Source organism: Spiroplasma endosymbiont of Virgichneumon dumeticola (assembly GCF_964264745.1).
Taxonomy (GTDB): domain Bacteria; phylum Bacillota_I; class Bacilli_A; order Mycoplasmatales; family VBWQ01; genus Spiroplasma_E.
The window spans coordinates 999,227-1,025,406 of the sequence record NZ_OZ183478.1 but is presented as its reverse complement, the minus strand read 5'-3'; the positions used below and the strand labels follow the sequence as shown (position 1 = coordinate 1,025,406).

The 26,180-nt window shown below is 25.8% G+C and carries 29 protein-coding genes; 18 read left to right on the top strand and 11 right to left on the bottom strand.

Translation table 4 applies throughout. From position 1 onward, the window contains the following. Positions 1-159: 159 nt before the first annotated feature. On the top strand, positions 160-720 hold the full coding sequence (locus tag ACFEL4_RS06540; protein WP_375317092.1) for a hypothetical protein: 561 nt from the start codon (positions 160-162) through the stop codon (positions 718-720). 40 nt (positions 721-760) lie between these two features. Here ACFEL4_RS06540 and ACFEL4_RS06535 read toward each other — a convergent pair whose 3' ends face one another. After that, on the bottom strand, positions 761-1,582 hold the full coding sequence (locus ACFEL4_RS06535) for an IS1595 family transposase (protein ID WP_375317091.1): 822 nt from the start codon (positions 1,580-1,582) through the stop codon (positions 761-763). Between the two features lie 79 nt (positions 1,583-1,661). On the opposite strand from ACFEL4_RS06535, the gene pnuC reads away from it, so the two are divergent. From pnuC to ACFEL4_RS06520, 3 genes are all read left to right on the top strand, one after another. After that, a complete protein-coding gene (gene pnuC / locus ACFEL4_RS06530) occupies positions 1,662-2,570 on the top strand; it encodes a nicotinamide riboside transporter PnuC (RefSeq protein ID WP_375317090.1) in 909 nt (302 codons plus the stop codon). 24 nt (positions 2,571-2,594) lie between these two features. Beyond that, positions 2,595-3,095, top strand: a complete 501-nt coding sequence (tsaE, locus tag ACFEL4_RS06525; protein WP_308149318.1) for a tRNA (adenosine(37)-N6)-threonylcarbamoyltransferase complex ATPase subunit type 1 TsaE — start codon at positions 2,595-2,597, stop codon at positions 3,093-3,095. Between the two features lie 112 nt (positions 3,096-3,207). Then, a complete protein-coding gene (locus ACFEL4_RS06520) occupies positions 3,208-3,858 on the top strand; it encodes a hypothetical protein (RefSeq protein ID WP_375317089.1) in 651 nt (216 codons plus the stop codon). Between the two features lie 76 nt (positions 3,859-3,934). Here ACFEL4_RS06520 and ACFEL4_RS06515 read toward each other — a convergent pair whose 3' ends face one another. From ACFEL4_RS06515 to ACFEL4_RS06495, 5 genes are all read right to left on the bottom strand, one after another. Next, on the bottom strand, positions 3,935-5,296 hold the full coding sequence (locus tag ACFEL4_RS06515; RefSeq protein WP_375317088.1) for a hypothetical protein: 1,362 nt from the start codon (positions 5,294-5,296) through the stop codon (positions 3,935-3,937). After that, positions 5,296-6,222 (bottom strand): RluA family pseudouridine synthase, encoded by a 927-nt coding sequence (locus ACFEL4_RS06510; RefSeq protein WP_375318371.1) that lies wholly within the window; start codon positions 6,220-6,222, stop codon positions 5,296-5,298. The genes ACFEL4_RS06515 and ACFEL4_RS06510 overlap by 1 nt, the downstream gene beginning before the upstream one ends. Then, complete coding sequence (gene lspA / locus ACFEL4_RS06505; protein ID WP_375317087.1) at positions 6,104-6,808, bottom strand: signal peptidase II; 705 nt, start codon at positions 6,806-6,808, stop codon at positions 6,104-6,106. Before lspA ends, ACFEL4_RS06510 begins: the two co-directional genes overlap by 119 nt. 12 nt (positions 6,809-6,820) lie before the next feature. Next, positions 6,821-9,595 carry an isoleucine--tRNA ligase gene (gene ileS / locus ACFEL4_RS06500; protein WP_375317086.1) on the bottom strand — a complete coding sequence of 925 codons (2,775 nt, stop codon included), beginning with the start codon at positions 9,593-9,595 and terminating at the stop codon, positions 6,821-6,823. Positions 9,596-10,795: 1,200 nt separating this feature from the next. Continuing rightward, positions 10,796-11,011: a hypothetical protein gene (locus tag ACFEL4_RS06495; RefSeq protein WP_375317085.1), complete on the bottom strand. Its 216-nt coding sequence runs from the start codon at positions 11,009-11,011 to the stop codon at positions 10,796-10,798. 199 nt (positions 11,012-11,210) lie between these two features. On the opposite strand from ACFEL4_RS06495, the gene ACFEL4_RS06490 reads away from it, so the two are divergent. From ACFEL4_RS06490 to ACFEL4_RS06475, 4 genes are read left to right on the top strand one after another with little or no spacing between them, the layout of a single operon-like run. Further along, positions 11,211-11,633 (top strand): hypothetical protein, encoded by a 423-nt coding sequence (locus ACFEL4_RS06490; protein WP_375317084.1) that lies wholly within the window; start codon positions 11,211-11,213, stop codon positions 11,631-11,633. Positions 11,634-11,637: 4 nt separating this feature from the next. Further along, positions 11,638-11,931, top strand: a complete 294-nt coding sequence (locus ACFEL4_RS06485) for a hypothetical protein (RefSeq protein WP_375317083.1) — start codon at positions 11,638-11,640, stop codon at positions 11,929-11,931. Positions 11,932-11,933: 2 nt separating this feature from the next. Continuing rightward, the gene (locus tag ACFEL4_RS06480; RefSeq protein WP_375317082.1) at positions 11,934-12,170 is read left to right on the top strand and encodes a hypothetical protein; all 237 of its coding nucleotides are present in this window, start codon (positions 11,934-11,936) and stop codon (positions 12,168-12,170) included. Between the two features lie 15 nt (positions 12,171-12,185). After that, on the top strand, positions 12,186-12,572 hold the full coding sequence (locus ACFEL4_RS06475) for a hypothetical protein (protein ID WP_375317081.1): 387 nt from the start codon (positions 12,186-12,188) through the stop codon (positions 12,570-12,572). Here ACFEL4_RS06475 and ACFEL4_RS06470 read toward each other — a convergent pair. Both ACFEL4_RS06470 and ACFEL4_RS06465 read right to left on the bottom strand, forming a co-directional pair. After that, positions 12,547-12,957, bottom strand: a complete 411-nt coding sequence (locus ACFEL4_RS06470) for an IS1595 family transposase (RefSeq protein ID WP_375317080.1) — start codon at positions 12,955-12,957, stop codon at positions 12,547-12,549. The two genes, ACFEL4_RS06475 and ACFEL4_RS06470, sit on opposite strands and share 26 nt — an antisense overlap. Beyond that, positions 12,852-13,388, bottom strand: coding sequence for a hypothetical protein (locus ACFEL4_RS06465; protein ID WP_375317079.1), 537 nt, complete (start codon positions 13,386-13,388; stop codon positions 12,852-12,854). Before ACFEL4_RS06465 ends, ACFEL4_RS06470 begins: the two co-directional genes overlap by 106 nt. Here ACFEL4_RS06465 and ACFEL4_RS06460 point away from each other — a divergent pair. The 10 genes from ACFEL4_RS06460 to ACFEL4_RS06415 all read left to right on the top strand — a co-directional run bounded on the left by ACFEL4_RS06460 (position 13,388) and on the right by ACFEL4_RS06415 (position 23,692). After that, positions 13,388-13,984 (top strand): hypothetical protein, encoded by a 597-nt coding sequence (locus tag ACFEL4_RS06460; RefSeq protein WP_375317078.1) that lies wholly within the window; start codon positions 13,388-13,390, stop codon positions 13,982-13,984. The two genes, ACFEL4_RS06465 and ACFEL4_RS06460, sit on opposite strands and share 1 nt — an antisense overlap. Positions 13,985-14,002: 18 nt before the next feature. Beyond that, complete coding sequence (locus tag ACFEL4_RS06455; RefSeq protein ID WP_375317077.1) at positions 14,003-14,215, top strand: hypothetical protein; 213 nt, start codon at positions 14,003-14,005, stop codon at positions 14,213-14,215. A 2-nt stretch (positions 14,216-14,217) separates the two neighbouring features. Continuing rightward, positions 14,218-14,463 carry a hypothetical protein gene (locus ACFEL4_RS06450; RefSeq protein ID WP_375317076.1) on the top strand — a complete coding sequence of 82 codons (246 nt, stop codon included), beginning with the start codon at positions 14,218-14,220 and terminating at the stop codon, positions 14,461-14,463. 12 nt (positions 14,464-14,475) lie between these two features. Then, positions 14,476-14,859 carry a hypothetical protein gene (locus ACFEL4_RS06445; RefSeq protein ID WP_375317005.1) on the top strand — a complete coding sequence of 128 codons (384 nt, stop codon included), beginning with the start codon at positions 14,476-14,478 and terminating at the stop codon, positions 14,857-14,859. A gap of 16 nt (positions 14,860-14,875) precedes the next feature. Continuing rightward, positions 14,876-16,075: a hypothetical protein gene (locus tag ACFEL4_RS06440; protein WP_375317075.1), complete on the top strand. Its 1,200-nt coding sequence runs from the start codon at positions 14,876-14,878 to the stop codon at positions 16,073-16,075. Between the two features lie 14 nt (positions 16,076-16,089). Next, entirely contained in the window at positions 16,090-17,217 is a 1,128-nt protein-coding gene (locus ACFEL4_RS06435; protein ID WP_375317074.1) for a hypothetical protein, read from the top strand. 23 nt (positions 17,218-17,240) lie between these two features. After that, on the top strand, positions 17,241-17,783 hold the full coding sequence (locus ACFEL4_RS06430) for a hypothetical protein (RefSeq protein WP_375317073.1): 543 nt from the start codon (positions 17,241-17,243) through the stop codon (positions 17,781-17,783). 1 nt (position 17,784) lies between these two features. Next, positions 17,785-20,364, top strand: coding sequence for a hypothetical protein (locus ACFEL4_RS06425; protein ID WP_375317072.1), 2,580 nt, complete (start codon positions 17,785-17,787; stop codon positions 20,362-20,364). Positions 20,365-20,502: 138 nt separating this feature from the next. Beyond that, on the top strand, positions 20,503-21,711 hold the full coding sequence (locus tag ACFEL4_RS06420; RefSeq protein WP_375317071.1) for a hypothetical protein: 1,209 nt from the start codon (positions 20,503-20,505) through the stop codon (positions 21,709-21,711). Next, positions 21,686-23,692, top strand: coding sequence for a hypothetical protein (locus ACFEL4_RS06415; RefSeq protein ID WP_375317070.1), 2,007 nt, complete (start codon positions 21,686-21,688; stop codon positions 23,690-23,692). Before ACFEL4_RS06420 ends, ACFEL4_RS06415 begins: the two co-directional genes overlap by 26 nt. 43 nt (positions 23,693-23,735) lie before the next feature. Here the strand turns inward: ACFEL4_RS06415 and ACFEL4_RS06410 are convergent, their stop codons facing one another. From ACFEL4_RS06410 to ACFEL4_RS06400, 3 genes are all read right to left on the bottom strand, one after another. Further along, on the bottom strand, positions 23,736-23,990 hold the full coding sequence (locus tag ACFEL4_RS06410) for a hypothetical protein (RefSeq protein ID WP_375317069.1): 255 nt from the start codon (positions 23,988-23,990) through the stop codon (positions 23,736-23,738). A gap of 26 nt (positions 23,991-24,016) precedes the next feature. Next, positions 24,017-24,274: a hypothetical protein gene (locus ACFEL4_RS06405; protein WP_375317068.1), complete on the bottom strand. Its 258-nt coding sequence runs from the start codon at positions 24,272-24,274 to the stop codon at positions 24,017-24,019. A gap of 148 nt (positions 24,275-24,422) precedes the next feature. Further along, positions 24,423-26,129, bottom strand: coding sequence for a hypothetical protein (locus ACFEL4_RS06400; RefSeq protein ID WP_375317067.1), 1,707 nt, complete (start codon positions 26,127-26,129; stop codon positions 24,423-24,425). Positions 26,130-26,180: the final 51 nt, after the last annotated feature.

Below are 26,180 nucleotides of genomic sequence, written 5' to 3'. Positions count from 1 at the left end.
TATATATTAACTATTAAGAATAGTATATTAACTATCCTAATTATTTTTAATAAATGGGGAATTTAATAACACTAAAAGTAATTTTACAAATTACTTTTAGTTTTTTAACAACAAGTTAATGTTATAATTTAGTTAACAATTAAAGGAGGTACATATTTTATGCATAAATTTTTAGAAATAATTAAAAAAGATGGCATGGAAGGAGTTAGTGAACCTTGGTGCGATAATGAAGGTGTAGCTATATTACCATTTGTGTTCCAACATAATCAATATTGATTTTTATTAATTAATGAAAAAAATCCTTTATTTGAAAATAAATTAGAAACAAAATACTGAACTTTAACTGGTGGTTGTAAAAAACAACAAACAGTTTTAAAAACAGTTATGGATGAACTAGTAGAAGAAACAGGTATTGATATTACATCACTTCATAAAGAAAACATTTATGCTGTTGGTAAGTACTATGCTAATAAAACCTCTATAAAATTATGACATCTATATGCCATTGACATTTCTAGTTTAAACTTGGATTTAAAAGAAACTTATCTTGGTCTTGGTGACAATACTGATTATGAGCGCGGTATTAGTGGTAGTTTTGTTAATGAAAAAGAATTTGCTACCGTTAATGATACACTTGCACTAGCAATTTATGCCAAATTATGTTTAAATAAAATAAGGCTTTTCTCCCTTTATGTACTATTTTTAAATTTTATCACATAAATGCTGAGAAAAGCCTATCTACGGACTTCTCCCCACATTTTTAAATTAAACATAGCATTACAGTTTCAAAACTAGGTATGTTATTGAATTTATATGCAGCTTCTTTTGCATATAAATGAATATGATGTTTTGCAACTTTGATATGTGTTTTAAATGTTCTTCGTATATGTTTTCGTACTGACTCAATTTGGTTGGTATTTACACCAGTTTTTGAAACATAGCCATCTTGATGGTTAACTGTTTCATGCTTAGTGAAAACCGATTTCAAATCGCGATATCCTTTTCAAGAATCAGTATGTACATCACACTTTGAAGAAATGTGGTTTATTGCAAACTGCAAAAGATTTTTACTGTTTGCGTTTTTCAATACTTTCACAATCAGATTGTTGGTTGTTTTTTCATAAATACCAACAATCAAGGTTTTGTTCAACAAGGATCTTCCTTGTTTTTTAAAACCCATATGTGAAAGATACATTTCATCCATTTGCACTATGCCCTCAACAATGAATTGAGGTTCTTGTTTAGCAATGGCACTTCGGATTTTATGACCCATTCTTCAAGCTGTTTTCAAGGTCACTCCCAATTCTTTTGCAACATCAGTTGATGGAATTCCATGTTTGGTGTTTATTCATCTAAAGATGAGATAAAACCAAGATATTAAAGGTGTTTGTGACTTTGAAAATATAGTGCCCGTGAGAATACTGAATGTTTGATGACATTTCAAACATCTCATTTTTCTTAAATTAGAAGTATTCAAATTAAAACTAGAACATCTAATACATTTGCTTTGTTTCAAACTTGCTATATATGCAAGACATTGTTTTTCAGTTTGAAAAGTATTATTGAACTCATTCAATTTCATTGTTTCCTCCACAAGTACATGTGGGGAGAAGTCCGTAAAATAATAATCCATCCACAAATTATGTAAAGGTAATAACTAAATGTTTAAAAATAAAAAAACAATAGTAAAACAAAAAGTAAAGAGTATTCAACAATTTTTATTAACTATTCCTCGTGATTTAAAAGCTATTCCTTTTTCGGCGCAAGTAGCCATTATTTGCTTAGGAATATTTATGGTTTGAAATACATTCTTTGATTTTAACCATTTTTTTAACCTTAAACAGTTTCCATCAATTTGGAAAATTATTAATAATAAACAAGCAGCAGTTTGAAAACAAGTATTACTAACGCTAAATGGAATGGCCGCCTTTACTAATATAATTTGTGTCATTTTAGTCGCATTAGGAAAAATATCTAACTATTTTTGAGGATTTATTGCTGTAACTGTATATGGGTTATTTGCTTTAGCGTGAGATTACGTTGGCGATATGCAATTAAATTTATTTTTCTTTTTACCATTCCAATTTATTGGTTATAATTTATGAAAATTTAACTTAGATTCCCAGCAAGACATTATTTCAAAACGTCTTAATTTAAGAACAAGTATGGTAACAATTTATTTTTCCGTTATCTTAACTGTTTTCTTTTATTTTGAAATTCCTGAGTTTTCTCGTGTTGTATTGGGAACTTACGATTTTGAAGGAAAAAGCTGAACCAAATTATTACCACATGTTCTTGATTCTTTAACTAATGGTTTGAGTATTGTTGCCCAAATTTTAATGTTAATACGTTTTCGTGAACAATGAATTTTTTGAATTATTGTTAATATACTACAAATAACAATGTATTCTGGAATTGCTCATAGTACTATAGATATTAATGTATTAATTATGTGAATAGTAGCACTTGGTAACTCATGTTTTGGATGCTACCAATGATACTTTGTTCGTAGTCGTGAGAAATTAGAAACAAAAACTAAAAAGGCATTAAAATATGAAACATCAAAATAATTTGGAAATGATAATATAAAGTTAATGAATAATAATTCTTATTTTTTAAATGATCTAAAAGATACCAAACAATTAGCTACAATAATTGCTAATATTGCCCAACCCAATTTAATCTTATTATTAAACGGAACACTTGGTAGTGGAAAAACGCAATTAACAAAACTAATTAGTGAAATTCTTGGCGTTAGCGATGTTATTACTTCGCCAACCTTCATTATTTGAAATCAATATACAACTAAACATAAATGAAACTTAATTCATATGGATGCTTATCGTTTAAATAATGTGACTCAACTTGATGAATACTATGAAATCATGGCTAATAATTTTATGATTATTGAATGACCTGATAAACTACCTATTAATTGACAACACCATATGCATATAGAAATTAATTTTACAATTACTAGCGCAACAAAAAGAATGATAACTGTTAATACTAATTTACTGACAAATAAAGATAAAAAACAACTAGAATATGACTTAAATTGCTTATTTACTATTAAAAATAGTACTATGTTATAATCTTTTTAGTTTTGAATTTTATTCAAACTAATTTAATATTAAGGGAATACCTCTAAGCGTTTATATAATGCTAGAGGTTTTTTATGTTCAAAAACGAAAAGGAGGAAAAATAATGAATGACATAGAAGAATCATTATTAGATACTAATAATGCAACTAGTTGTTTATCAACTAGTACTGTAAGAAAGTTATCATATGTAACATATACTGTTGGTACAGGACTTATAGTTTATGGCGTAGGTTTTTGCATTTATGGGTTAATTGAAAACAAAGATGATGAAAATAAGAAAACTTTTGATGATTCTAGTTTAAAAGTATTTCTATCTGGAGCTGCAACAATTGTTATAGGTAAAGTATTAGAAGTCTCTGCTAAATTTTGTGATAATAGTAATAGTATTGAAAATAGATTGGATCAACCACTACCAAATGAAGATGCAACATCAGAAAACTCGTTTGAAATTATTGAAAACAACGAAATTCTATCACCATTTAGACATACAAGTAGAAATGATTCACCTACACCATATGAATCACTAAACTTTCCAGATGAATTAATAAGGGCAATAATTATTCAAAGTGAACTATCAACACGTGAAGAAAACTCGTATGAAATTACTAAAAACAATGAAAGAAATACAAATAGAAATGAAACACCTCCACCAACATATAATGAGGCTATTAAAAATAATAGTAATAATGAAAGCAATTTTCCTGGCATTATTATACATTCAGCAACTACAGAAGCATATAAACAATCTCTCTAATCAAACTTTAAACAACAATTAATCATAAACTAAAAGTAGATACATAAATTGCATCTACTTTTTAATATATCTCTTACTATCAATTATAATGGAAAAAATTATTCATAAAACTATTAATAGTATCTTGACTAATTAAACCATACAACTTATACTGTTCTAAAACAGTTCACGTATAATTATTATAATCAACGGCATAATAATTATTTAATAAATATAATAATACAGCAAATAAAAGTACAGCACCCAATGCTACAGGACTAAAAGCATAAAATACTGTCATCTTACGATTATGATAACCAACAATGGAAGCAAATAATCACCCTAAAGCAAATGCCATCATTCAATATAATAATGTTACTACTTGTTGGTCAAAGAAAAATCAGAAGAATAGCATTAAAACAACAGTTATTGCAAAACGACTCATAATTGGTGTTTTAAATAATTTATAATTTCAAATGAAAGGTAGCATGGCTCCTAATGAAATTCAAACAAACACTCAAAATCCAGACATTATGTTATATTGATCAACAACACTTTGTAAAATCCCTGTCACGACCATAGCACCAAATCAAATAATAATTGATTTTCATCATCCGTAAAATCCTTCAACAAATCTTCCGATTCGGTAAAACATTAACAATGAGAAAATCAAATTAATAGGAACACCACCATTATCATTACCAGCAAATGGATAAATTAACCACCTTCAATATTCATGAGCACCAAAAATTAAATTATGATAATTAGCACCAAAAATTAATGCTTGTAAATTAAAGTTAATACTCAATCAAGCATCTTTACTAAAATTAATAATTATTAAAAAAGCCAAGTAAGTAACAATCGGAATAATAAATAAAAATCATGTTGCAGCTAAATTAGCATTATTACATTTCTTTAAAGTATCACTTAAATAACGACGATTTTGAAAATTTACTTTTTTTCATTTTTCACTTAAATTAGAACCGCTACCATCAGTATTTTTATTATCATCACTACTATTATTTTCATTATTACTAATTTCTGATAAATCAACTTTAACTGATTTAGTAACACTTGGATAAAATTTAGCAATTTCATCTACTATTTTATCAGGAGTAGCAATAATTACATCAACAGCAGATGATGAACGATTTTCATTTTCATTATTATCATTTAAAATAATCATTAAAAAGCGAATTTCTTTAATACCATCTTTTTCTAATTTTTTATGTAATACTTCATAAACTTCATCTTTAATTTTAAAATGTTGGGCATTAAAATTATCTTCTTTAATAATTTTAATAATATGGTAAGTATTACTTTCTTTATTTGTTAAATAAACTTCACATTTAATGTAGGGTTTTAATTCCTTAGGAACATTAAATGGAATATATCCTTGCTGACTAATGAAATAATCAACTAATTGTAGGCCTAGATTGTCTAAAATTTTCTCATCCATTATTTAACACTTTCCTTTCGTAGTAATTGTAATTTATTTTCAAAAAAATCGGGTAACTTACAATCAAAAGTCATTTCTTGTTTGGTAGTTGGATGAATGAAAGAAATCGCTTGGGCATGTAAGTATTGTCCAATATTAGCATTTTCCACTTTAAATTTACTATATAAAGGATCATTAACAATGGGGTGACTAATTCATTCAAAGTGGACACGAATTTGGTGTGTTCTTCCTGTTTCTAACTGACATTGCACTAAAGTATAGTTTTTAAATCTTTCAAGCACTTCAAAATGGGTTGTTGCATCTTTACTATTTTGTTCATTAACCATCATTTTTAAACGATTACTAGTACTTCTAGCAATTGGCGCTTTAATAGTTCCTGATCTACCTTTAATTGTACCATGAACTAAGGCAATATAAATTCGTTTAATTTCATGATTTTTCAATTGCTGTGCTAATCGATTATGACTAATATTATTTTTAGCAACGATTAACAAACCTGTTGTTTGTTTATCAATCCTATGAACTATTCCTGGTCGTAAATTATTATCATTCACATCAATCTTTGTTTGAAATAAAAGTCCATTGACTAACGTATTATCTCAGTTACCAGCCCCAGGATGGACAACTAAGTTATTTGGTTTGTTAACAACAATAACGTCATCATCTTCATAAACAATTTCAAAGGCAATTTCTGTTGCTTGTAAACTACTAGGTGTTGCTGTTTTAATGGTAATAGTAATTTCATCATTAAGTTTTAATAATGTTTTAGTGCCAAGCACAATATTATCGTTAATCGTCACTTGTTCATTAGCAATTAAGGTTTGAACAAAACTTCGTGAATAATGGTATTGTTCTAAAGCAGAAGTTAGATACTTGTCAAGTCTGATACTTGATGTTTCGTGATATGTTATTTTTATCACTTGCATGTCCTTGGTTGGTGATGGTTGTGAATCCGTAGTTAGTGATGTCATTGCTTTGTTCTCCATTTTTTTCTTGATAGTAGTGAATTATTGGTTCAATAATTAGTTGTAAAATAATAATGATAATGCCGATAGTAATAAACGTGTCAGCAGTATTAAAAATAGTATAGGGAGGAAATAGTTGTCATCATAAAAAATCGACAACACCACCATTATGAAAAAAGCGATCAATTAGATTACCCAAAGTACCAGCAATAATAAAACTTAGGCCTAGTGTTCTAGTTATTGATTTTGCAAATAACAATCAAATTATACCAGTAATACTAATTAAAAAAGCAAACGTTGTTAAAAAAATACGTTGATTCTGAAAGAAACTAAAAGCTGAACCGTAATTAATAATATATTTGAAATTAATAAATCCTGGTAAGAAACTATATTCTTGTCCTTGTTTCAAATCAGTTTGGACTGCAAGTTTAACCATTTGGTCAGTTACTACTAAGGCAATAATAGCAACTAAACAAATGATTTTGGTTAATCACTTTCAATCACGAGTTTTTAATTTATTTTTAATATTTATGCAAGAGAATTCCATAATTACTTCTTTCTAACAATTACTATTATTTAAGAATAACACTTCATAACAACGATTACAAACATCATCTTTAATTTCATCAACAATTAATCAACAACGGGGACATTTAGTACCGACTTTAGCGCTAATAACAATTGTTCATTCTTTAGTAACATCTGCTGGATGGGGGATAAAGTTCACATCACTAACAATTAACAGTTGTGCCATATCTTTAATCGAAATAGTTGTTAAAATACTATTTTTTTCGAGAAATGAAATAGTAACCATCGTTTCTAAAGCACTTTTTACTACTTTATCTTTTTTAGCTTCTTCAATCGCCTTATTGACATCGTTTTTAAAGGCAATAAAGTATTCTCATTTATCAATGATTCGTGGTTTTAGTTTTCATTCTCAACTCGTAGGAAACGGTTGACTATGCAATGATTGATTAGTAGTTGCTAGTTCTAAATTAAATAATGAATGAAAACTTTCTTCGGTTGTGTGTGGGAGAATGGGAGCTAAGAGTCCCATTAATATTTTTACTAGCAAAAACATTGTCGTTTGAACTTGTTTTCTTCTAATATCATTTTTATGGTTAACATATAAAATATCTTTCGTAAAATCACAATAGAAAGCAGATAAATCATTAGTAATGAAATTCAAAATTAATTGATAAATCGTATTAAATTCATAGTTTTGATAGTAACCATCAATTTTATTAACTAAAACATTTAATTTATTTAAAATGAATTGATCAACTTCACTAAGATTAACAATAAGTTCTTCAGGAATAGTATTATTAATTTTTTTAATATCTAAATCAAAACAGTTACCTAATAAGAACCGTAAAATATTTCTAATCTTACGATAGTTTTCACTAACTTGTTTTAAAATTTCTGTTCCAATTCGGGTATCATCTTGAAAGTCAACACTAGCTACTCATAACCGTAAAATGTCAGCACCATTAGTTTCACAAATTGTTTTAACACTAATAACATTACCGATTGATTTAGACATTTTATTACCTTTAGCATCGGTAACAAAACCGTGAGCTAATAAGTTGTTGTAAGGACTGTGACCATGAGTAATAACACCTGTAATTAAACTAGAATTGAATCAACCACGAAATTGGTCGTTTCCTTCCAAGTATAAATCAACTGGTCATGGTAATTTATGATTTTTAATAACAGCTAAATGAGAAACTCCACTATCATATCAGACGTCCATAATATCTTGTTCTTTATAAAAAATACCATTGGGACTGTCTTTATGTTTATAGTTAGGTGGTAATAAGTCTTTAACATCTTTTTCAAATCAAATATTTGAACCACTTGTTGCAAACAATGTTGCCACATGATTAATTAATTTACAATCCATAATTGGTTGCTTATTTTCACTATAGAAAATCGGAATTGGTAAACCCCAAGCACGTTGACGGGAGATACATCAATCAAAACGATTATTAGTCATTAAGAGCATCCGTTTTTTAGCCCATTCTGGTAAGAAATTAACACTATTAATATTTTTGGTAAGTAATGGCTTAATTTTTTCAATCGCAATAAATCATTGTAAAGTAGCACGATAAATAACTGGTTTTTTCGTTCTTCAGTCATGGGGATATTGATGTTTATATCATTTCATACCGATTAATGAACCATTATCTTTCAATCTTGTAACGACAATTTTATTAGCATCATCATAAAAGTTACCCTCAATTTCAGGGTCATTAATTTCACTAGTAAAGTATCCTTGGTCATTAATCGGGCATAGGATTTTAACATTATATTTTTTTGCTAAATCAAAATCTTCCTCACCAAAACTAGGAGCAATATGAACAACTCCGGTTCCATCACTTGTCGTTACATGTGGTCCATGAACAATTGGGGTTTTACGACCATATAATGGATGTGATGCTGTTAAACCAACTAACTGGCTACCAGTAATGGTTTTGACAATTTCAAAGTCAGTAATATTATTAGTTGTGATAAAACTTGTTATTAAATCTTGAGCAACAATAAATTGATGGTTATTAAACTTTAAAATTGTATATGTAACTTCTTCATTAACTGCTAACATTTGATTAACCGGAATAGTTCATGGGGTTGTGGTTCAAATTACTAGTGATGTAGGTAAAACAAATTGTTTTTTATCATCATTTAATAAAAAAGCAACATAGATAGCAGCACTAGTTTTTGTTAAATATTCAATTTCAGCTTCTGCTAAGGCACTTTCACTAGAAGGTGATCAATATACTGGGTATAAATTACGGTAAACTAAATTCTTTTCCACCATGGTCGCAAAAACTTTAATTTGCTCAGCTTCATAATTTTTATCATAAGTTACATAATAGTCTTGAAAATCAGTTAGTAAACCTAATGTTTTAAATTGACTAATTTGATTAGCAACTTGGATTTGTGCATAGTTTTGACATTGTTTTCGAAAATTACTAACAGTAGTAGTTTTACGGTTAATTCCAGAATTAGTAACTGCTGTTTCAATCGGTAATCCATGGGTATCCCAACCAGGAATGTAGGGAGCATAATAATTATTACTATTGTAATAACGAATAATTATATCTTTTAAGATTTTATTTAAAGCATGACCTAAGTGTAAATCACCATTAGCATAGGGTGGTCCATCATGTAAAATAAAAGTTTTACCAGAATTTTTATTCTTAGTAACTAGATTTTGATAAATGTTTTGTTCTTGTCAAAATTTTTGAAATAGTGGTTCTTTTTCTATTAAGTTAGCACGCATTTCAAAGTTGGTCTGGGGCATTAACAAGGTATCTTTATAATTTTTAGTCATTTATTATTCTCCTTTGAAATAACTAGTTATTATTTAGTGTCAACATTTAAGGTTGTTGATTAGTATTAAATAAATTATTTATAATGCTAATTATACTAATAATTTATTGTAGTTAGTATAATATTTACTTAATAATTTAATAATTTCTATTATGGCATCGGAATGGTTTGAAATATACTAAAACCATTTATAAATTTTTTAGTTTAACAATTAATGCAATTAACTCCATACTGTATTAATCGGACGCATTAATTTAATAGATAGATTTAAAACTAACAAGAACGATATAACTATCGTTCTTTTTTTGTTAAGAATTAAATCCACTGTCGTAGAAGTCAAATTGTGAGTACGAAATGTAAATACTTCTACATCAGGATAAAAGCGTGATTTTAAAATATTAATAGAATTGTTAAATTATCTAATTGAGATTGATTTATATTAGCGCATAGGAAATAGTTTAACCATAAACCCTGTTTTATTTCTATTTTTAAATCATTACACATAAAGGGGGTTATATATTACATACATACCTTATCAATTATATATTAACATAAATTAAATAATTAGTAATATATATTTAATTTATTTAGGTCTTGTCACCACTAGTGAACAAGAACCGCAAACATATACGTATTAATATATTGACCTTTCTGCTGTAGGCAACGGTCAATATTAAAAAAGGAGAAATAAAATGACTAGAAATTAATTTAATGAAAAATATAGAAAACATGATATCAAAATTGATAGAGATTTTGATTTACATATTGAGAATTGTTTTAAATTTACTGAAATTAACATATTAGAAGAAGCAATTAATGATTATAAAAAAATAATGGGAGCGTGGCGAAGATGTCGATAACTACATCATTGCTGGCAATAGATTCCTTTCTAACCCTCATTACAATCTATAGCAAAATTCACAAAAAGACGAGAAATAAGTATCGTCTTTTTTTTGTAATTGTAAAATTTTAAAATTTTTAATAACCTTCTTTAGCACTATTATCAACACGTGCTAGGGACATAAAATAGTGAACCATAACACAGTTGTTCAAAATAGTGGCTAGCATGTGGACTTGCATGTAAAAATAAAAAGTGGAGTGATACCTAATAAAATATACTAACCATGAATAATGGTAATCCTTGGGGTGGGAGCGGATTGGCAACTAGTGTATATAGACCCGTTTTGGGGGACGTACTGTATTAGTTCTTAATTTCACCAACACCAATACCGCCACCCCCAGTGAGCGGTTGTTTGGTAGGTGTTGGTGGTAAATTTAAAAAAATTTTGTGGCCGAGAAAATAATTTTTAAACTTGTAAAAAAAATTAAGCAGGGCTGGTTCAATATAAATATAACTTGCTAAATGCAAGTTATTAAAAATTGAATCAAATGCCTTAATGTTTTTTAAAATTTTCAAATTATTTACGAGGCCAATTTTCCTAGCAAAAATTAATAATATTAGTGTTATAGAATTGAATTTTAATGAAAGGATAATAAATAATGAAAAATTGATTATGCCCATATTGTCAAAATATTTTTCCAAGTGATATTAAAGAACTTAAAGAACATAATAAAAAATGTAAAATAATTGCTGAAAATGATGAATTAGATTAATAATGCAATATGACTTAATTATCGGAATTGACCCCGCAGGAATTGGTAATAATGGAATTGTTATATATTCAAGCGAAACTAATAATATTATTTTTAATGAAACATTTAAAACAAAAACTGTTCTAGAAAGTAAAAATCTATTTAAAGAATACTTTTTAATAATTAAACAACATTTTGAAAATAAAAAAATCTTAGTTATTGTAGAAAATTTCTTTTTAAATTCAAAACAATTATTAACTAATCCCCTAGCAACACCGAAAATTATTGGTGCTTTAATGGTATTAATTCAAGATGTAATGAATTGAGATTATCAAGAAAGTGAACCAAAAAACAAAAATAAAATAGAAAATTATAATGGAAATATAAAATTTACAAAACATGAACAAGATGCTTATAAGCACATTCAATATTATTTAAGGAACTAAAAAAATGAAAGATAAAGTGAATTACATTAAATTAACAGTAAAACTTAGTAACAGTATAGAAGCAAAATATCATGAGAAAGTTAATAAAGAATTATATTATACTGTTCGTGCTCAATGAAATGGATTAAACTATGTTACCTTAATTTTTAATAATCCCAAATTTTATAAACGATGTATTTTATTAAACAAAAATGATGAAATTATGGTAACTGGACAAATCTTTAATACTTTAAATATTCCAAAAAATCGTGCATTTTGTTCCATTAATGTTAAATGATTTAAAAAATGAAAGGAATAAATATGATTATACTACCTACTTTATTTGGAAATAAAGATGAGATTGAAATATTATCACCATCTCCGCAGGCACTTCATACACATAATGATATTAGAGCAATTATCCTGATGAAATATCCTAATGTTAAATCAAAACATATAGTTATTTCTGACCCCGAAGATAATGTTGCTTTAATAGTTGGTGATAATGAAGTCTATCAAGGATGAGTTAAAGTTTGAATTAAAAAACAAGGGAATTAAAAAGGAGTAAAAAACATGCCAAGTATAGAAACTACACAATCAAATAACTATACATTAACTAAATTAATAAGAACTGGAATTAGTCCAATTTCAGCAATGATTGGAACTAGTGATTATTATGGACAATTAATAGGTAATCCAATATTAGGTTCAATTAATAGTTTATTATTTGGTAAAAAATTAGGTTTAGATATATGAAATTTAAATCAAAGACCTTCTTCTAAAACTAAACTAATTAATAGTTCTAAAAAAATATTATTAGGTTTAGGAACAATTGGGTTAGCAAATTATACTAAATGAATAGAAAATAATATGGCTTTTCTCCCTTTATGTACTATTTTTAAATTTTATCACATAAATGCTGAGAAAAGCCTATCTACGGACTTCTCCCCACATTTTTAATTAAACATAGCATTACAGTTTCAAAACTAGGTATGTTATTGAATTTATATGCAGCTTCTTTTGCATATAAATGAATATGATGTTTTGCAACTTTGATATGTGTTTTAAATGTTCTTCGTATATGTTTTCATACTGACTCAATTTGGTTGGTATTTACACCAGTTTTTGAAACATAGCCATCTTGATGGTTAACTGTTTCATGCTTAGTGAAAACCGATTTCAAATCGCGATATCCTTTTCAAGAATCAGTATGTACATCACACTTTGAAGAAATGTGGTTTATTGCAAACTGCAAAAGATTTTTACTGTTTGCGTTTTTCAATACTTTCACAATCAGATTGTTGGTTGTTTTTTCATAAATACCAACAATCAAGGTTTTGTTCAACAAGGATCTTCCTTGTTTTTTAAACCCATATGTGAAAGATACATTTCATCCATTTGCACTATGCCCTCAACAATGAATTGAGGTTCTTGTTTAGCAATGGCACTTCGGATTTTATGACCCATTCTTCAAGCTGTTTTCAAGGTCACTCCAAATTCTTTTGCAACATCAGTTGATGGAATTCCATGTTTGGTGTTTATTCATCTAAAGATGAGATAAAACCAAGATATTAAAGGTGTTTGTGACTTTGAAAATATAGTGCCCGTGAGAATACTGAATGTTTGATGACATTTCAAACATCTCATTTTTCTTAAATTAGAAGTATTCAAATTAAAACTAGAACACCTAATACATTTGCTTTGTTTCAAACTTGCTATATATGCAAGACATTGTTTTTCAGTTTGAAAAGTATTATTGAACTCATTCAATTTCATTGTTTCCTCCACAAGTACATGTGGGGAGAAGTCCGAATAATATTAATCCAACTCCTAGTCCATTACCAATTACGACAACTCCAATTCCAACTACTACCACAGAAACACCACCATGACCATTAATGGTGAATGAAAATAATAATCTTAATAATTTAATGGATTGAGATACTTATATTTCATTAAATACTTATGGTATTTCAAATCTTATAGCAGTAATTACAGAGTTAATACCTAATAAATTTGAAACTATTCGTAAAGTAGCAAATATGGCAAATGGTGGATGTTTAATATCAACTGGTGTTGCTATTGGTATTAATAATGGTTTTGATAATGCAAGTGCTATTCCTACTATTATTGCTGGTGCAAGTGAAATTACACATAGTTTATTACCGATAGAAACAAATCATGATAGAGAAATGCAAGAAACATCATTTACTAATGAAACAGCAAGATTAATTAATAATGATATTAATAATAGATTTACCATTAACAGTGAAACAACTAGTCAATATGGTAGTGATAATATGAGTGAAGTACCATTAAACAATGCTGATAATCATTCATTAAATTGAGATTATAATCACATGAGTTTATAACAGAAAGGAAAACATAAAATGAAAGAATTTATCCATGAACTAATTATCATAGGAACATCTGTAGGAACATTAATTTGTAGAGAAATTATTGTAATTTTAAAAAAATATATTACAACTCCAAAACATGTACGTTCTTATAATAAAATGAAAAAACATGAAAATAAGTTAAATAAACAACAAATAAAACTAGAAAAAATTATGCAAAAAGGACAAAACAAGGAAGTGAAATAACTATGGAAAATAATGAAATTGGCATGACAACTAACATGAAACAAATTTATTTGTTAATGTATAAAACTAATCAAAGTGATGATATGAAATATAAATCATTTGAAACATTAGAATTAGCAACATTATTTCATTTAGGTTTTAAAGAAGTAGTTACTAAAATCGGCTATCCTAATCGTGAAATTATTCATTATCAAATTTTAGCAATTCCATTTAATTTAGATGAAAGCAAAATGTTAAATTTTAATTAAGGAGGATTAAACATGATTGAAAATGAAACTAATGTAAAAAATGAATTTTTAACTGAAAATAATGCTGAACAAAATCAACCTGATAATGAAATTAATCAAAAAATTAATGAAGCAGAAAATAAGTTAAATAAAATTAATCAAGAACTTAAAGAACAACAAATGATTAATATTTTTAATAAATATCAAATTAAAAAAGAATTTCATGATTATTTAAAGTTTAAAACAAAAGATACTAAAAGTGAAGAAATAGAAAATACTATAAAACAATTCATTAAAGAACAGCCAGTATTAAGAACACCAATGAATACTGGCGGTAATCAACAAACAATTATTAATAATCAAATACCAACAAAAATTAATCCATTATTGGATTATAAAAAGAAAAATTATTTATAGAAAAGGAAAGTTAAAAATGGCAGTAAATATTCAAACAAACTTAAATAATACAGAAAAATTAGTAGAAGCTCCTGAATTCATTGAATTTTTTAAACAATCAAATAGTCCATGAGCAAGTTTTTTTCCAATCGAAATGATTAATTCTACTACAATTGAGTTTATTATTAAATTACCAAAAGACCCAAAAATTAAAGTACTTCCATGAATTGATAAAAGTACAAGACTTGATGTTAGTTATGCAGAAACTGATAAAATTCAAAAATTTATTGAAAAATTATATGTTGCAGGTGAAACAATTTCTGCTGTTGATTTATTAGGAGAAAATCGTCAAAATTTATTAGATACAATGCAATATGAAATTGCAAATGATTTAGCAAACAAATTGGCAAGTGATGATACTAATATAATTTCTCAATTTGCTACTAAGGTAATAATCGATAAGGCAACAGAACTCAAAGAGCAAGCAATTAAATATTTAGAAGCAATGTTATCTTCTTGAAATACTTTATTTCAATTAAGAAATGATGCTAATTCTCGTTTCTTTATTACTAATAGTACTTATGATAGTCTTGTTTATTTAGCAGATAATAAAGGATTAATTACTGATAATCAAATAGCACAACAATTAAGATTAAATGGTAATGATTTGTATATAAAAGGTGTATTATGTCAAATTGTAATGGATGATTATATGACCTTTACTAATGATAAAAATGAAAGTGAAATTATGTCTTTTATTTTAGCAACACCAAAAGCAATGAAAAGATATATGGTACAACAAACAATTGTTTATGTTCAAGAAATTGCTGATGATAAAGTTGGTAGAGCATACAAAGTTGGTGGTGAAGTATTAGGTCAATCAATTCCTTATATGTCAAAAAAAGAAACAACATCACGTTGAATGTTATGTGGCATTATTAAAACAGATAAAACTGATTTAAAAACTAAATTAACAACTTTAACAATTGATTTTACTGCTAAAACAGATAAAATAAATAAAGAATTAAGTGAAAATATTATGTATGCAAAAGAAGTTAATGGTTTAAATCCTGGTTTAGTAAATCCTATAATTACTTTTTTTAGTGATGCCCAAGGTAAAAATAATATAACTAGTCAAAAACAAAAAGCAGGTGACTTATATGTAGTTATTAGTACAAGTGTTAATGACTTAAACTATAAAGGCTCAACAAATCCTATTAAAATAATGATTAAATAAAGGAAATTAATACCATGCCAATTGGTACTACTAGCACTGCTATAATTTTAAACATAAATAAACCAAAACATACTAGAATAAGTAAACAACAAGAAAATAAAAGTTTATGATTAGAAATTCTAGAAATGCTAAGTGTACAAGTAATAGCAGTTGCCCTTGCTCCTTTTACTGGTGGTTTAAGTGAATATATAGCACTTACATTAGGTGCAAGTGATTTGCTTGCTAGTATTAGTGCAACAAGTATTGAATTTGCAACTGATTTTACTATTAATCAAGTTTATGATTATTTAAAAGGAAATGTTACAAAATTAAATACTTTCTTTAATGTATTACCAGCGTTTGCTGGACTTAATAAAATTACTCGTGGTTTTCGTACTACTAAATTTATTAAATTAGCACAAAAAACTAAAACATTAGAAAAAATTGGCATTAAAGAAGCAAAAAATTTACAAGATGTTATTAATCAAGTAACAGGTAAAGAAATTTTAACTGATAAAATTATTGGTAAACAACGATATTTATCTAACTATTCAGTTGCACCTAATCGTGAAACAATATTGCAAAACTTAGGTTATATTGCTCAAAGACAATTTCATAATAATTTTAAAAAATTAGAAGAACAAGAGTTAAAAGATTACTTGTTATTACAAAATACATTAATAAAGTTAAGTCCACAATTAACTCCAAAATTTAAAATCAAAGATATAGATAGAGTAAATAACTTTTTAAAACTATATAATACTGAATTTAAAGAAGTATTAAATATGAACCAACATGAATGATTAAATTTAGTTCATACTTTACAAATACAAAATAAGGGTAAAACGTTGATTTTAACTTTAGAACAAATACGTGCTAATGCAATAAAATTTAATTTTAAAAATAGTAATATTCATAAATTTGTTTTAAAAACTAATAAAACTTTTAAATATTTTGACATTAGATTTTATTTAAGAACAGGATTAAATAAATTTTGAAAAGATACACCATATTTTGAAAAATTACGAGAGAAAATCTATAAAATACAAGAAAGATTTGAAAAGTTAGAAGAAAAAGCAATAGCAAAAATTAATAAATTAAAAGAAAAAGCAAGTGATTTATTTACTAGTGCTGAAAAAAAGCAATTAAACATGCACAATTAATACCTTTAAATTCACCAGTATTTATGGGATGTAAAATTCAACCATTATCACTAGATAAATGTGCTATTACTATTTATCACCGTAATCCTAAATATAAGCCATTTGTTGTTATTGATACTATTATTAAAGCAGAAACTTTCGTTACACAAGTACATCCTTTTCATTGATATCGCTGAAATAGTGGTTGATATATTGGTTATGGAGTTAATACTAATAAATGATTGAAAACAATAGCATTTGCGCCACCAGTTGTTCAACAAATTATAAGAGATGCTTTTAAGCTACATCGTGAAATATTAAGAACAATAAGAACTTATCATAAAGTTATTAACGTTATTAATAATCCGGTTGAAAATATTAATAAATCTTTCAAAAGTGTCAGTTTAAAATTTAGCGTTCATACTTTGTTTAGTACTGGGTTATTACATCATTTAGAAAAATTTGCTTATAGTCAAGTGGTTGAAAAAGGTAAGAAGAAATTACAAAAAGAAATTATACATATCGCACATAGAAAAACTAAAAAACGTACTAAACATTATAAAAAAGCATTTTTTAAGGAATGATAATATGATAAAAGAACTTTGAACTGATATTAGTCTAGGAAATTATAATAAGTGATATCCATTAACTGGACCAATTAATGACACTCCACAACAATATGTAAATACATGACCAAATGCTAATGAATGATTTACTACATTTGCTATTCGCGCACAAAATGATATTAATGCTTATCTTAATTTTATTTTATATAAATTTCCTTTTGATAGTTTTAAAGATAAATTAATTCAAGAAACATTAAGAGATATGGTTTATGTAATGATAGAACATTGAGTATTTAATCGTACTCCAATTGAATTTAATGTTGATGCTAATATTCAATTTAATAATGGTACACAGTTTAGTGCAAGTAGTATTCCAACAATTAATGTTTGAGATTTAGCACCAAGTAGAATGAAAATACTAGCTCAATTAACACAATTAAAAGAGTTACTAATGAGTTATGATGAACAAGAAATTGATGTTGATAAAATTGATTTAGAAGCATTTTATACAAGAAATCAAGTAGATGAATTAATTGAAAATGAAAAAGAACAAAGAATTAGTGGTGATAAAGATAATCATGATTTTATATTAACTAAACAAATAAAATTATATGATGATGTTGTAAGTGAAAAAGAACATGAAGTATTTCGTGGTGCAGTTACTAAATTTGTAAATAAAAGTTATGTAGCAACTGAATATGACCCTGAAACTGAAACAATGATTTTAAATTGACCAAGTGAAATTGGTACATTACCACCTGAATCATTACAAAATAATCCACAAGAGGGTGATTTTACTCATGCTCCAACTGCTGATTTTTCTGCTAAACAACAAAAACGAATTACTAGTAATGAAAATAATATTAAGTTAGCAAATACAGAAATTGAAAATATTAAAAATAATTGATTTAATATCGAAACAAGTCCTTTATGGAAACGTATAGATGAGCAAATTCCAATTCCTAATGATGATATTAACAAATGATTTATAGTTTTTTGAGATTATGGATTTCAGAATTATGATGATTTATATCTTGTTAAAAAAACTTCAAAATTTCAATTCGCTAAAAATCAAAATATCTCACCAACAGATGTCATATTAGATAAATTAATCTTAAAAGATAATGTTATTATAACATTATTGCTAAATCTTAAGACAAACATAATTTATTTCAATAGTAATAGTAATAATTATGGCGCCAATATTGATAAAATATATAAATATCAAGGCATAGGAAAACCTACTGAACTTATAGCAGAAACTAATAATAATGATAATTATTATAATAAACAAGAAACTAATGAACTATTAGATAAAAAACAAAATATTAGTGACGAAAATTTACAAACAAAAAATAAAACTATTGTTAGTGCTATTAATGAAGTTAAAAATGTTAATGATACACAAGATTTACATATTAGTCAAATTAAGATTGAAGTAACTAATGTACAAGGTGTTTTAGTTTTAAAACAAAATAAGTTAATTGCTGGTACTAATATAACTATTGATAAAGATAATAAAATTAGTGCTACTGGTGGTAAAACTGATTTAACTGATTATTATAAAAAAGAAGAAACAAATAAATTATTAGATAAAAAACAAGATAAAATAGAGAATTTACAAGATAAAATTTTTAATAATAAGAATGATAAAGATAATACAACAAGATTAGTTAATGATGTTATAAATGTTGGAAATAGAACATTAATTTATAAAAATAAAAGTGGTCCTTCAGTAACAGATGATAATTATATTCCAAATAAAAAATATGTTGATGAAAAAATAAAATCTTTAAATGTTATTAAATGAAAAAATGTTGGTACAAAAGAAAGTAACATTAAAATTAATTATGATTTTAAAGTAAATACTTTATATAGAGTTGGTTATTGTTGAAAAAATGTAGAAAAAAGTCCAATTATATATATGCAATTTTTATGACAAGGTGAAGGTGCTGTATTAGCTAGTTTTTTTAAAGGTATTTCTGGAAAAAGAATTACTGAAGCTTATGTTGATTTAGTAGTTATTTCAAATGCTATTGCAATGGATAGATTTAATGATGATGAAGGTAAAATATATTCATTAGAAGAAGAAATAAAAGAAAATACTTATAAAATCACTAGTAATACATTAGATATTACTTCACCAAGTATAATTAATATAGATAAACCAATTAAAATTAATTCAAAAAGTTTAGAAACTAATGAAATAGAAGACAATTGTTGAGATATTGAATTAAAAGATAATCCAACACCAAATCCTCCTAACCCAAGTGTTCCACAATGAAAAGAAGTAGGAACAAGGATAACAAAAAACCAAATTAATTATAAATTTTTTTCCGGGAAAAAATATAGAGTTACTTATATATGGGATGGAGATACGCAACCTATTGCTTATTCTATAAGTAAAGAATTTAATAAATTATTATCAAATAAATATGATTGTGTATATATATTAGATAGTTGTGTAAGAAATTGAAATCTAAATTCAGGTTTAAAAATTGAATTATTAAGATTAGAAGTTATGGATAATATAATTAAAATAGTTACTGCAACTAGTGTATATAAAGGTAATATTTTAAAATTAGAAGAATTACAGGAATAATATTATGTTTAAAATATTAAAAATAATTTTAAGTATATTAGGTATTTTGATTAGTTGTTCATTTGTTGGTTTGATGTTGTTTATTATTTATAAAGTTATATTAATAGTTAATAAAGTATTATAGAAAGGTAAATTATTATGAAAATATTTAAAAGAAAAGAAAAACTAACTGAAAATGATAATACAAAGTTATTTAGTTTAAGTAAAGAAAAAACAATACATGCTTCTATATTAGATTTTTTTGGATTTAATAGTTTTAATCATGAAACTCATTTTACTGATTTTGTAGCAGAAAATAATGCTAATTTATATAATGCACCATTAGAAATTAATAACGATAAAATTAAACAATATTTAATTAATCAAGACTATTATCGTAAAAATTGAAATTCTATTTTTAAATTAAGTAAATTAGGAATTAGTGGATATTTAATTTATATTGCGAACGATAATCTATATTTTCAATTAGTAGATATACAACAAAGAAATTATGATATTACTGGTAAATTAATTCAATGTACTATTTTTTATGAGAATTATCAAAAAAATGCTCAAACAGTAAGATTATTTGAAATTTATACTTTAAATAATGAACAAGTAACTATTAATCGTGCAATTTATAGTATTAGTGATAATAAAAAACAATTTGTATTAGATTATAAAACATTTAATAACAATCCTAACTTAGAACAAGAACAAGTATTAAATATTAATTATATACCAATAGCAATTATGCGTAATCGTGCTAATGAAGAACCTGATTGTAATAAAGTAATGGATAAAATTAAAGCATTAGATATTTTCTTTGAACAAATCATTTTAGATGTCATTTTAAACTCACCTAAATTTGTTTTTAATAATATTTATGGTAATAATCAACAATTAATTGATGATGCAATAAGAAAATTAATTGCTAAAAACTATTTATTTACTGATAAAAGTCCTAATGATGCTCCTAATGGTTTAGTAACTATTATTCAAGGTAATTTTAAAGGTAAAACATTAAGCGATGTTTATGATTGATTAATTAATGAAATATCTAAGCGTTGTGGTTTACATATACCAAGTCAAAAGAAATCAGCACAACAATCAGTTCCTGAAAGTACCGCAGTAAATATTTCAACAGTTAATTATATTGAACAAAAACTATGACAATTTAATATTGATACTCTTAAATTTATTCGATTATTAGTACGTATTGATAAAGATTTATTAGATAGTAAAACATTTGAAATTAATGATGAACAAGCAATTAAAAATTTAACAGTTAAATTAAATTTATTTAATCCAGTAAATAACCAATTAGTAGGAGAAAATGACAATGGACAACAACAAACCACAAACTAAGTTTCCACAAAAGCAAACTAAACTCAATCAAGCAGAAAATGATTATTTAATAGATAATATACCTTATGATTTTTCAAACCTTATGGGTAATACTAGTGACCCTGATATTAATAGAATATATGATAAATTTAAAAAACGAACAATCTATATTTATGAAATTGAACGTTTATTTAAAGATAGTACAAACAATACTTTAAAATTCTCACCTAATACTATTAAGATTGGTTTTATTGATATTGAGAAAGTATTAACTACTAATGCTGTTGAAACATCAGACTTTAATATGCAATTAAACCAAAGAGCAAGTACTAATATTAATGATAATGCCATTGAATATAGTATGACTGATATTAAAAATTTAATCTTTCAAGAAATAGATTTATTAAATCAATTTAAGTTATATGCTGTTAGTATAAATGAAACTTTAACTGAAAGTAATATTGATAACTTATATATCATTAATAGTTATTCACAACCTTATCAAAATCCAAAAACAAGAAGTACCAAAAGCATTACTATAATAAAAATTAAAGATTTTAAAACAAGAGATGGTTATCCAATTATTATTAAATTACAAAAACCATTAGATAAAGATACAAAAGTTATTGGTTTAAAAATTAAAGCACCTAGAAGCATGCTCTTTGGCAATATAAAGGTACTTGGTGAAGTTGATAATATGGAAGTATACCCTAAGTTATTTGTTAAAGATAAGATAGCATTTCCGCTATTATCAATGCCTATTGAAACTCAACCAAAAGTTAGAATACTAGAACAATGATTTAGTGAACAAATATTACCTTGAAATCTTGCGAAACAATTTATTGGACAAGAAAAATCAGCTTTAGATTTAATTGCTATTGGTGGTGGCAAAGAAACAAGAAAAGAAGTTATTAACAATGCACGTGTTACTAATGCTTGATTAGGTCATGATTTTACTAATAGTCCTGGTTATTGACCATTAAATGATGAAAAACAATTAAACGATAAAGAAATATGAACTTTTCGTATAACAGATATTAGAAGCGAACATATTTCTACTAATGCTAAATTTAGAGATGTTGAACTAGAAATTAAAGACGCACCAACAATTGATAGTTTACAAAAATTATTATTAGATATGTTAACTTATACATATACTTATAATAGAAATTTTGATGGTTTTGACCCATCACATCTTGAACAAAAAATATCAAAATTACGTGCAAAATTTGAAAATCAAAAACCTGACGAAGTAATTAGCAATTTATTTAAACAATGAAAATTAGATTATCCAAATTATATAAAATTACCACAAATACAAATTTTTAAGCAAATAGTAATTATGTTATCAAGTAATATTTATTCTAATATGTCTATTAATAAAGGTTTAAACGATGATAATAAATTATTATTACCTTATTATTTTGAATTAAAATCTAATCCAATTCATAGAAATCCTGATGAAGTTTGAGAGTTTAAAGATGTAAAAGTAATATTGAAATCTGATTATTTTGATTTTACTAATATAAATAATATTAAATTAAAAAATAATGATATTAGCCAAAATCAATTATTTAAGTTAGATGATAATCAATTTAACTGATTATCTATAACGAATGAATTAGAAAGTAATAATATACCATCATTAATTCCTGCTGATTGAACACTAGGTAATGGTGAATATGGAAAATACTTTACACGAGTAATTATTGAAAAAAATAAAACTGAAAATGCTTTAAATTTATATGGTTCAAATAAATCTCAATTATTTTCTAAATTAGAATTTTATAAAGAAATATTAAAAATTGATAATTCCAATGAATTTGAATTACAAATTGAAAATCCGATTAATAATTTAAATCGAATTGAAATTAGTGGTATATTTGGTGCCGGAAATTATGATTTAACTTTAATAACAGATAAACAAGAAATAAATTTACAAAATATTAATCTATTTAATAAATATAATGAAAACATTTCTTATATTAACTTAGAAATTTAATTTTTTTTATTAAAATACCCATCGGGATAAATACCATCTCATTTTACATCACTTTTAGATGCTGAATTAATTGAAATATATAAATATATTTTATGAATATCATCTTTTTTTTCTGACCATATCGTTGTACAATCCCCCCCCAGTGGATATTACCATCATAATCTAAATAATATTGTAAATCATTTGTTTTATGATGTGCTATTGAACCGATAATTAAACCAGTTACTCCACTTACAGCACCAGTTAGTGCTAATGCTAATGTTAGTTTACTTAAATTTGTTTTTATTCAGTTTTTCATATTTAATTGTTCCTTTAATTTTTTATTTAAATTTTTGATAATTTTGATTTATATTCATTTGCTGAATTTTGATTTTGTAAATCAAAATAATTTATTTCATCTTTAAAATAATCAAAAGCATCTATTCCGTTTTCAAGTCCATCAGTTGTTTCTTCATATGTTGGCAATGTTTTTTTATCTTGTTCTAAAACCTCTTGATATGTTGGTGGATTATCAATAATTTTTTGATTTTCAAAATTTCTATTTGTACTTAAAAATAAATGGTAATAACTCATGTGAAACATATTTTTTTCTCCTTTTTTCTGAATTTTACTATTAAATTGTACTTAATTTTATTAAATTTTGCAAATATGCTTTAAACGTTAAAATAACGCCAAATACAAGGCGTTAATTTTGTGATACCTATACTATTACTAGTATTGTTTTCGTTGGTTATATGGCATAAGAAAAAACACTTATTTTAGTAGAAGCATTATTTTTACCTCTAATTATGTTTTTATAGGGATATAGTGCATAAAATAACGCATCATAAGGGTCTTGGTACATAGTTTTATCAGGAATGTTAGTTTTGATTTGGTCATAGCGTAATTCTTCTAAACATTGCGTTGTTTTGCATAAATCATTTTGATTAGCATAAAAATTACCAAAACTCATAATATTACGCATTCATACACAACGGTCAGTTAATCCTGCTTCTTGATTAAGACTTGAAGCATGTTTAATAGCAACTTGACTCATAATTAAGATATTATGTTCATCGGCTAATTTTTGACTTATTCAATCGATAGCGGTTTTTGCTTTATCGTCATAATAATAAATTGCTTGGTCAAAATTTTCAAAATTATCAAGTAATCCACAAACTTCATCAACATAAGCATTAATCTTTTCATTTTCGTTGATAAAATCATTGGGAGTAACTATCAATTCACAAATAATATAAGGGTCATAATAACCACTATTATTATATTCTTTAAATCCAGTTACCATAAGTACGCTATGGTCTTTACTACCTGTTGCTCAATCCACACCAACACTATAAAAATCAAATTTATAAGTATCTTTTTCTTTATTATAGAATTCTTGTAAATTATATGGTTGTCAATATTTTATTGCTTTTAGAAATGGAAAAACAGTTGCATCACTATCTAAATATTCAAATCCATAATAAACAGTATTAAATTCATCAGGATTTTTCTTTTTTAATTCGCAAATCAATTTTTGTGTTACTGGTTCTAATTTTTTTCAAAATGGTAATAAAGTAAATCTTAAAATAAATAATCCAAGTCCACTAAACGCTTCCGTATCTTCATAGTAGACCTTACCAATTTTTTTAAGAGTATCTATAGCTTGCTCATTTAACGGCAAATAGGGGGTACAGTAGAGCAAATAAAAGGGGTGGTATTTATCATAGGGATTACAAGTAAAAGCAATAAAGTGATTTTTATAAAAATAACGAGTAATTTTTTTATTATAAGTTGGACTAAATATATTTCTATCAGTAAATGTTCAACTTCAGTCTTGAATTGGTTCATTAGATACTTTAATACGATTACTACGAAACATTGATAATTTTAAACGCTCATAACGTTGTGTTAATTGTTTTTCACTTAAAGTTTCTTTTTCTTCGGCCATAATAATTTCATCAGTTCTAGAACATAAATAACTAGAACCACCAACTGATTTTCCAAAAATCTTATTACCATTAGCATAACCAATAAAATCTATTTGTTGATTATTAGGAAAGATAATACAACCACCATCCTTAGTAATTTTTCATTTAATACCATGGGGATTATTAGGTCCTAAGTGAATATCATACTTATCTTCTAAATATTGACAAACATCCATTAAAGAACCAATAGTTGTTTCATTATGAGTATTTTCATAACGTCTTACTTCTTGAACAGAACTATCATTAAAATTACAGCACACAAATAAATCAAACGCTAAACAATTTCATGTTTTTCTTGTTAAACGTGCTGTTGGTACAAAACGATAAAAACAATTAGTAGTGAAAAATTCTGCTCATTGTTCACCAACAAACTCTTTAAAAACATCCCAACTAAATCCATAATTATTATCACTAAAATTAAGGTCATATTTTTTATTTAATTGTGCATAACTACTAATAAGTTGCATATTTGACTACCTAACCTTTACTATAAATTAAAATTAAATCATTAACAAACC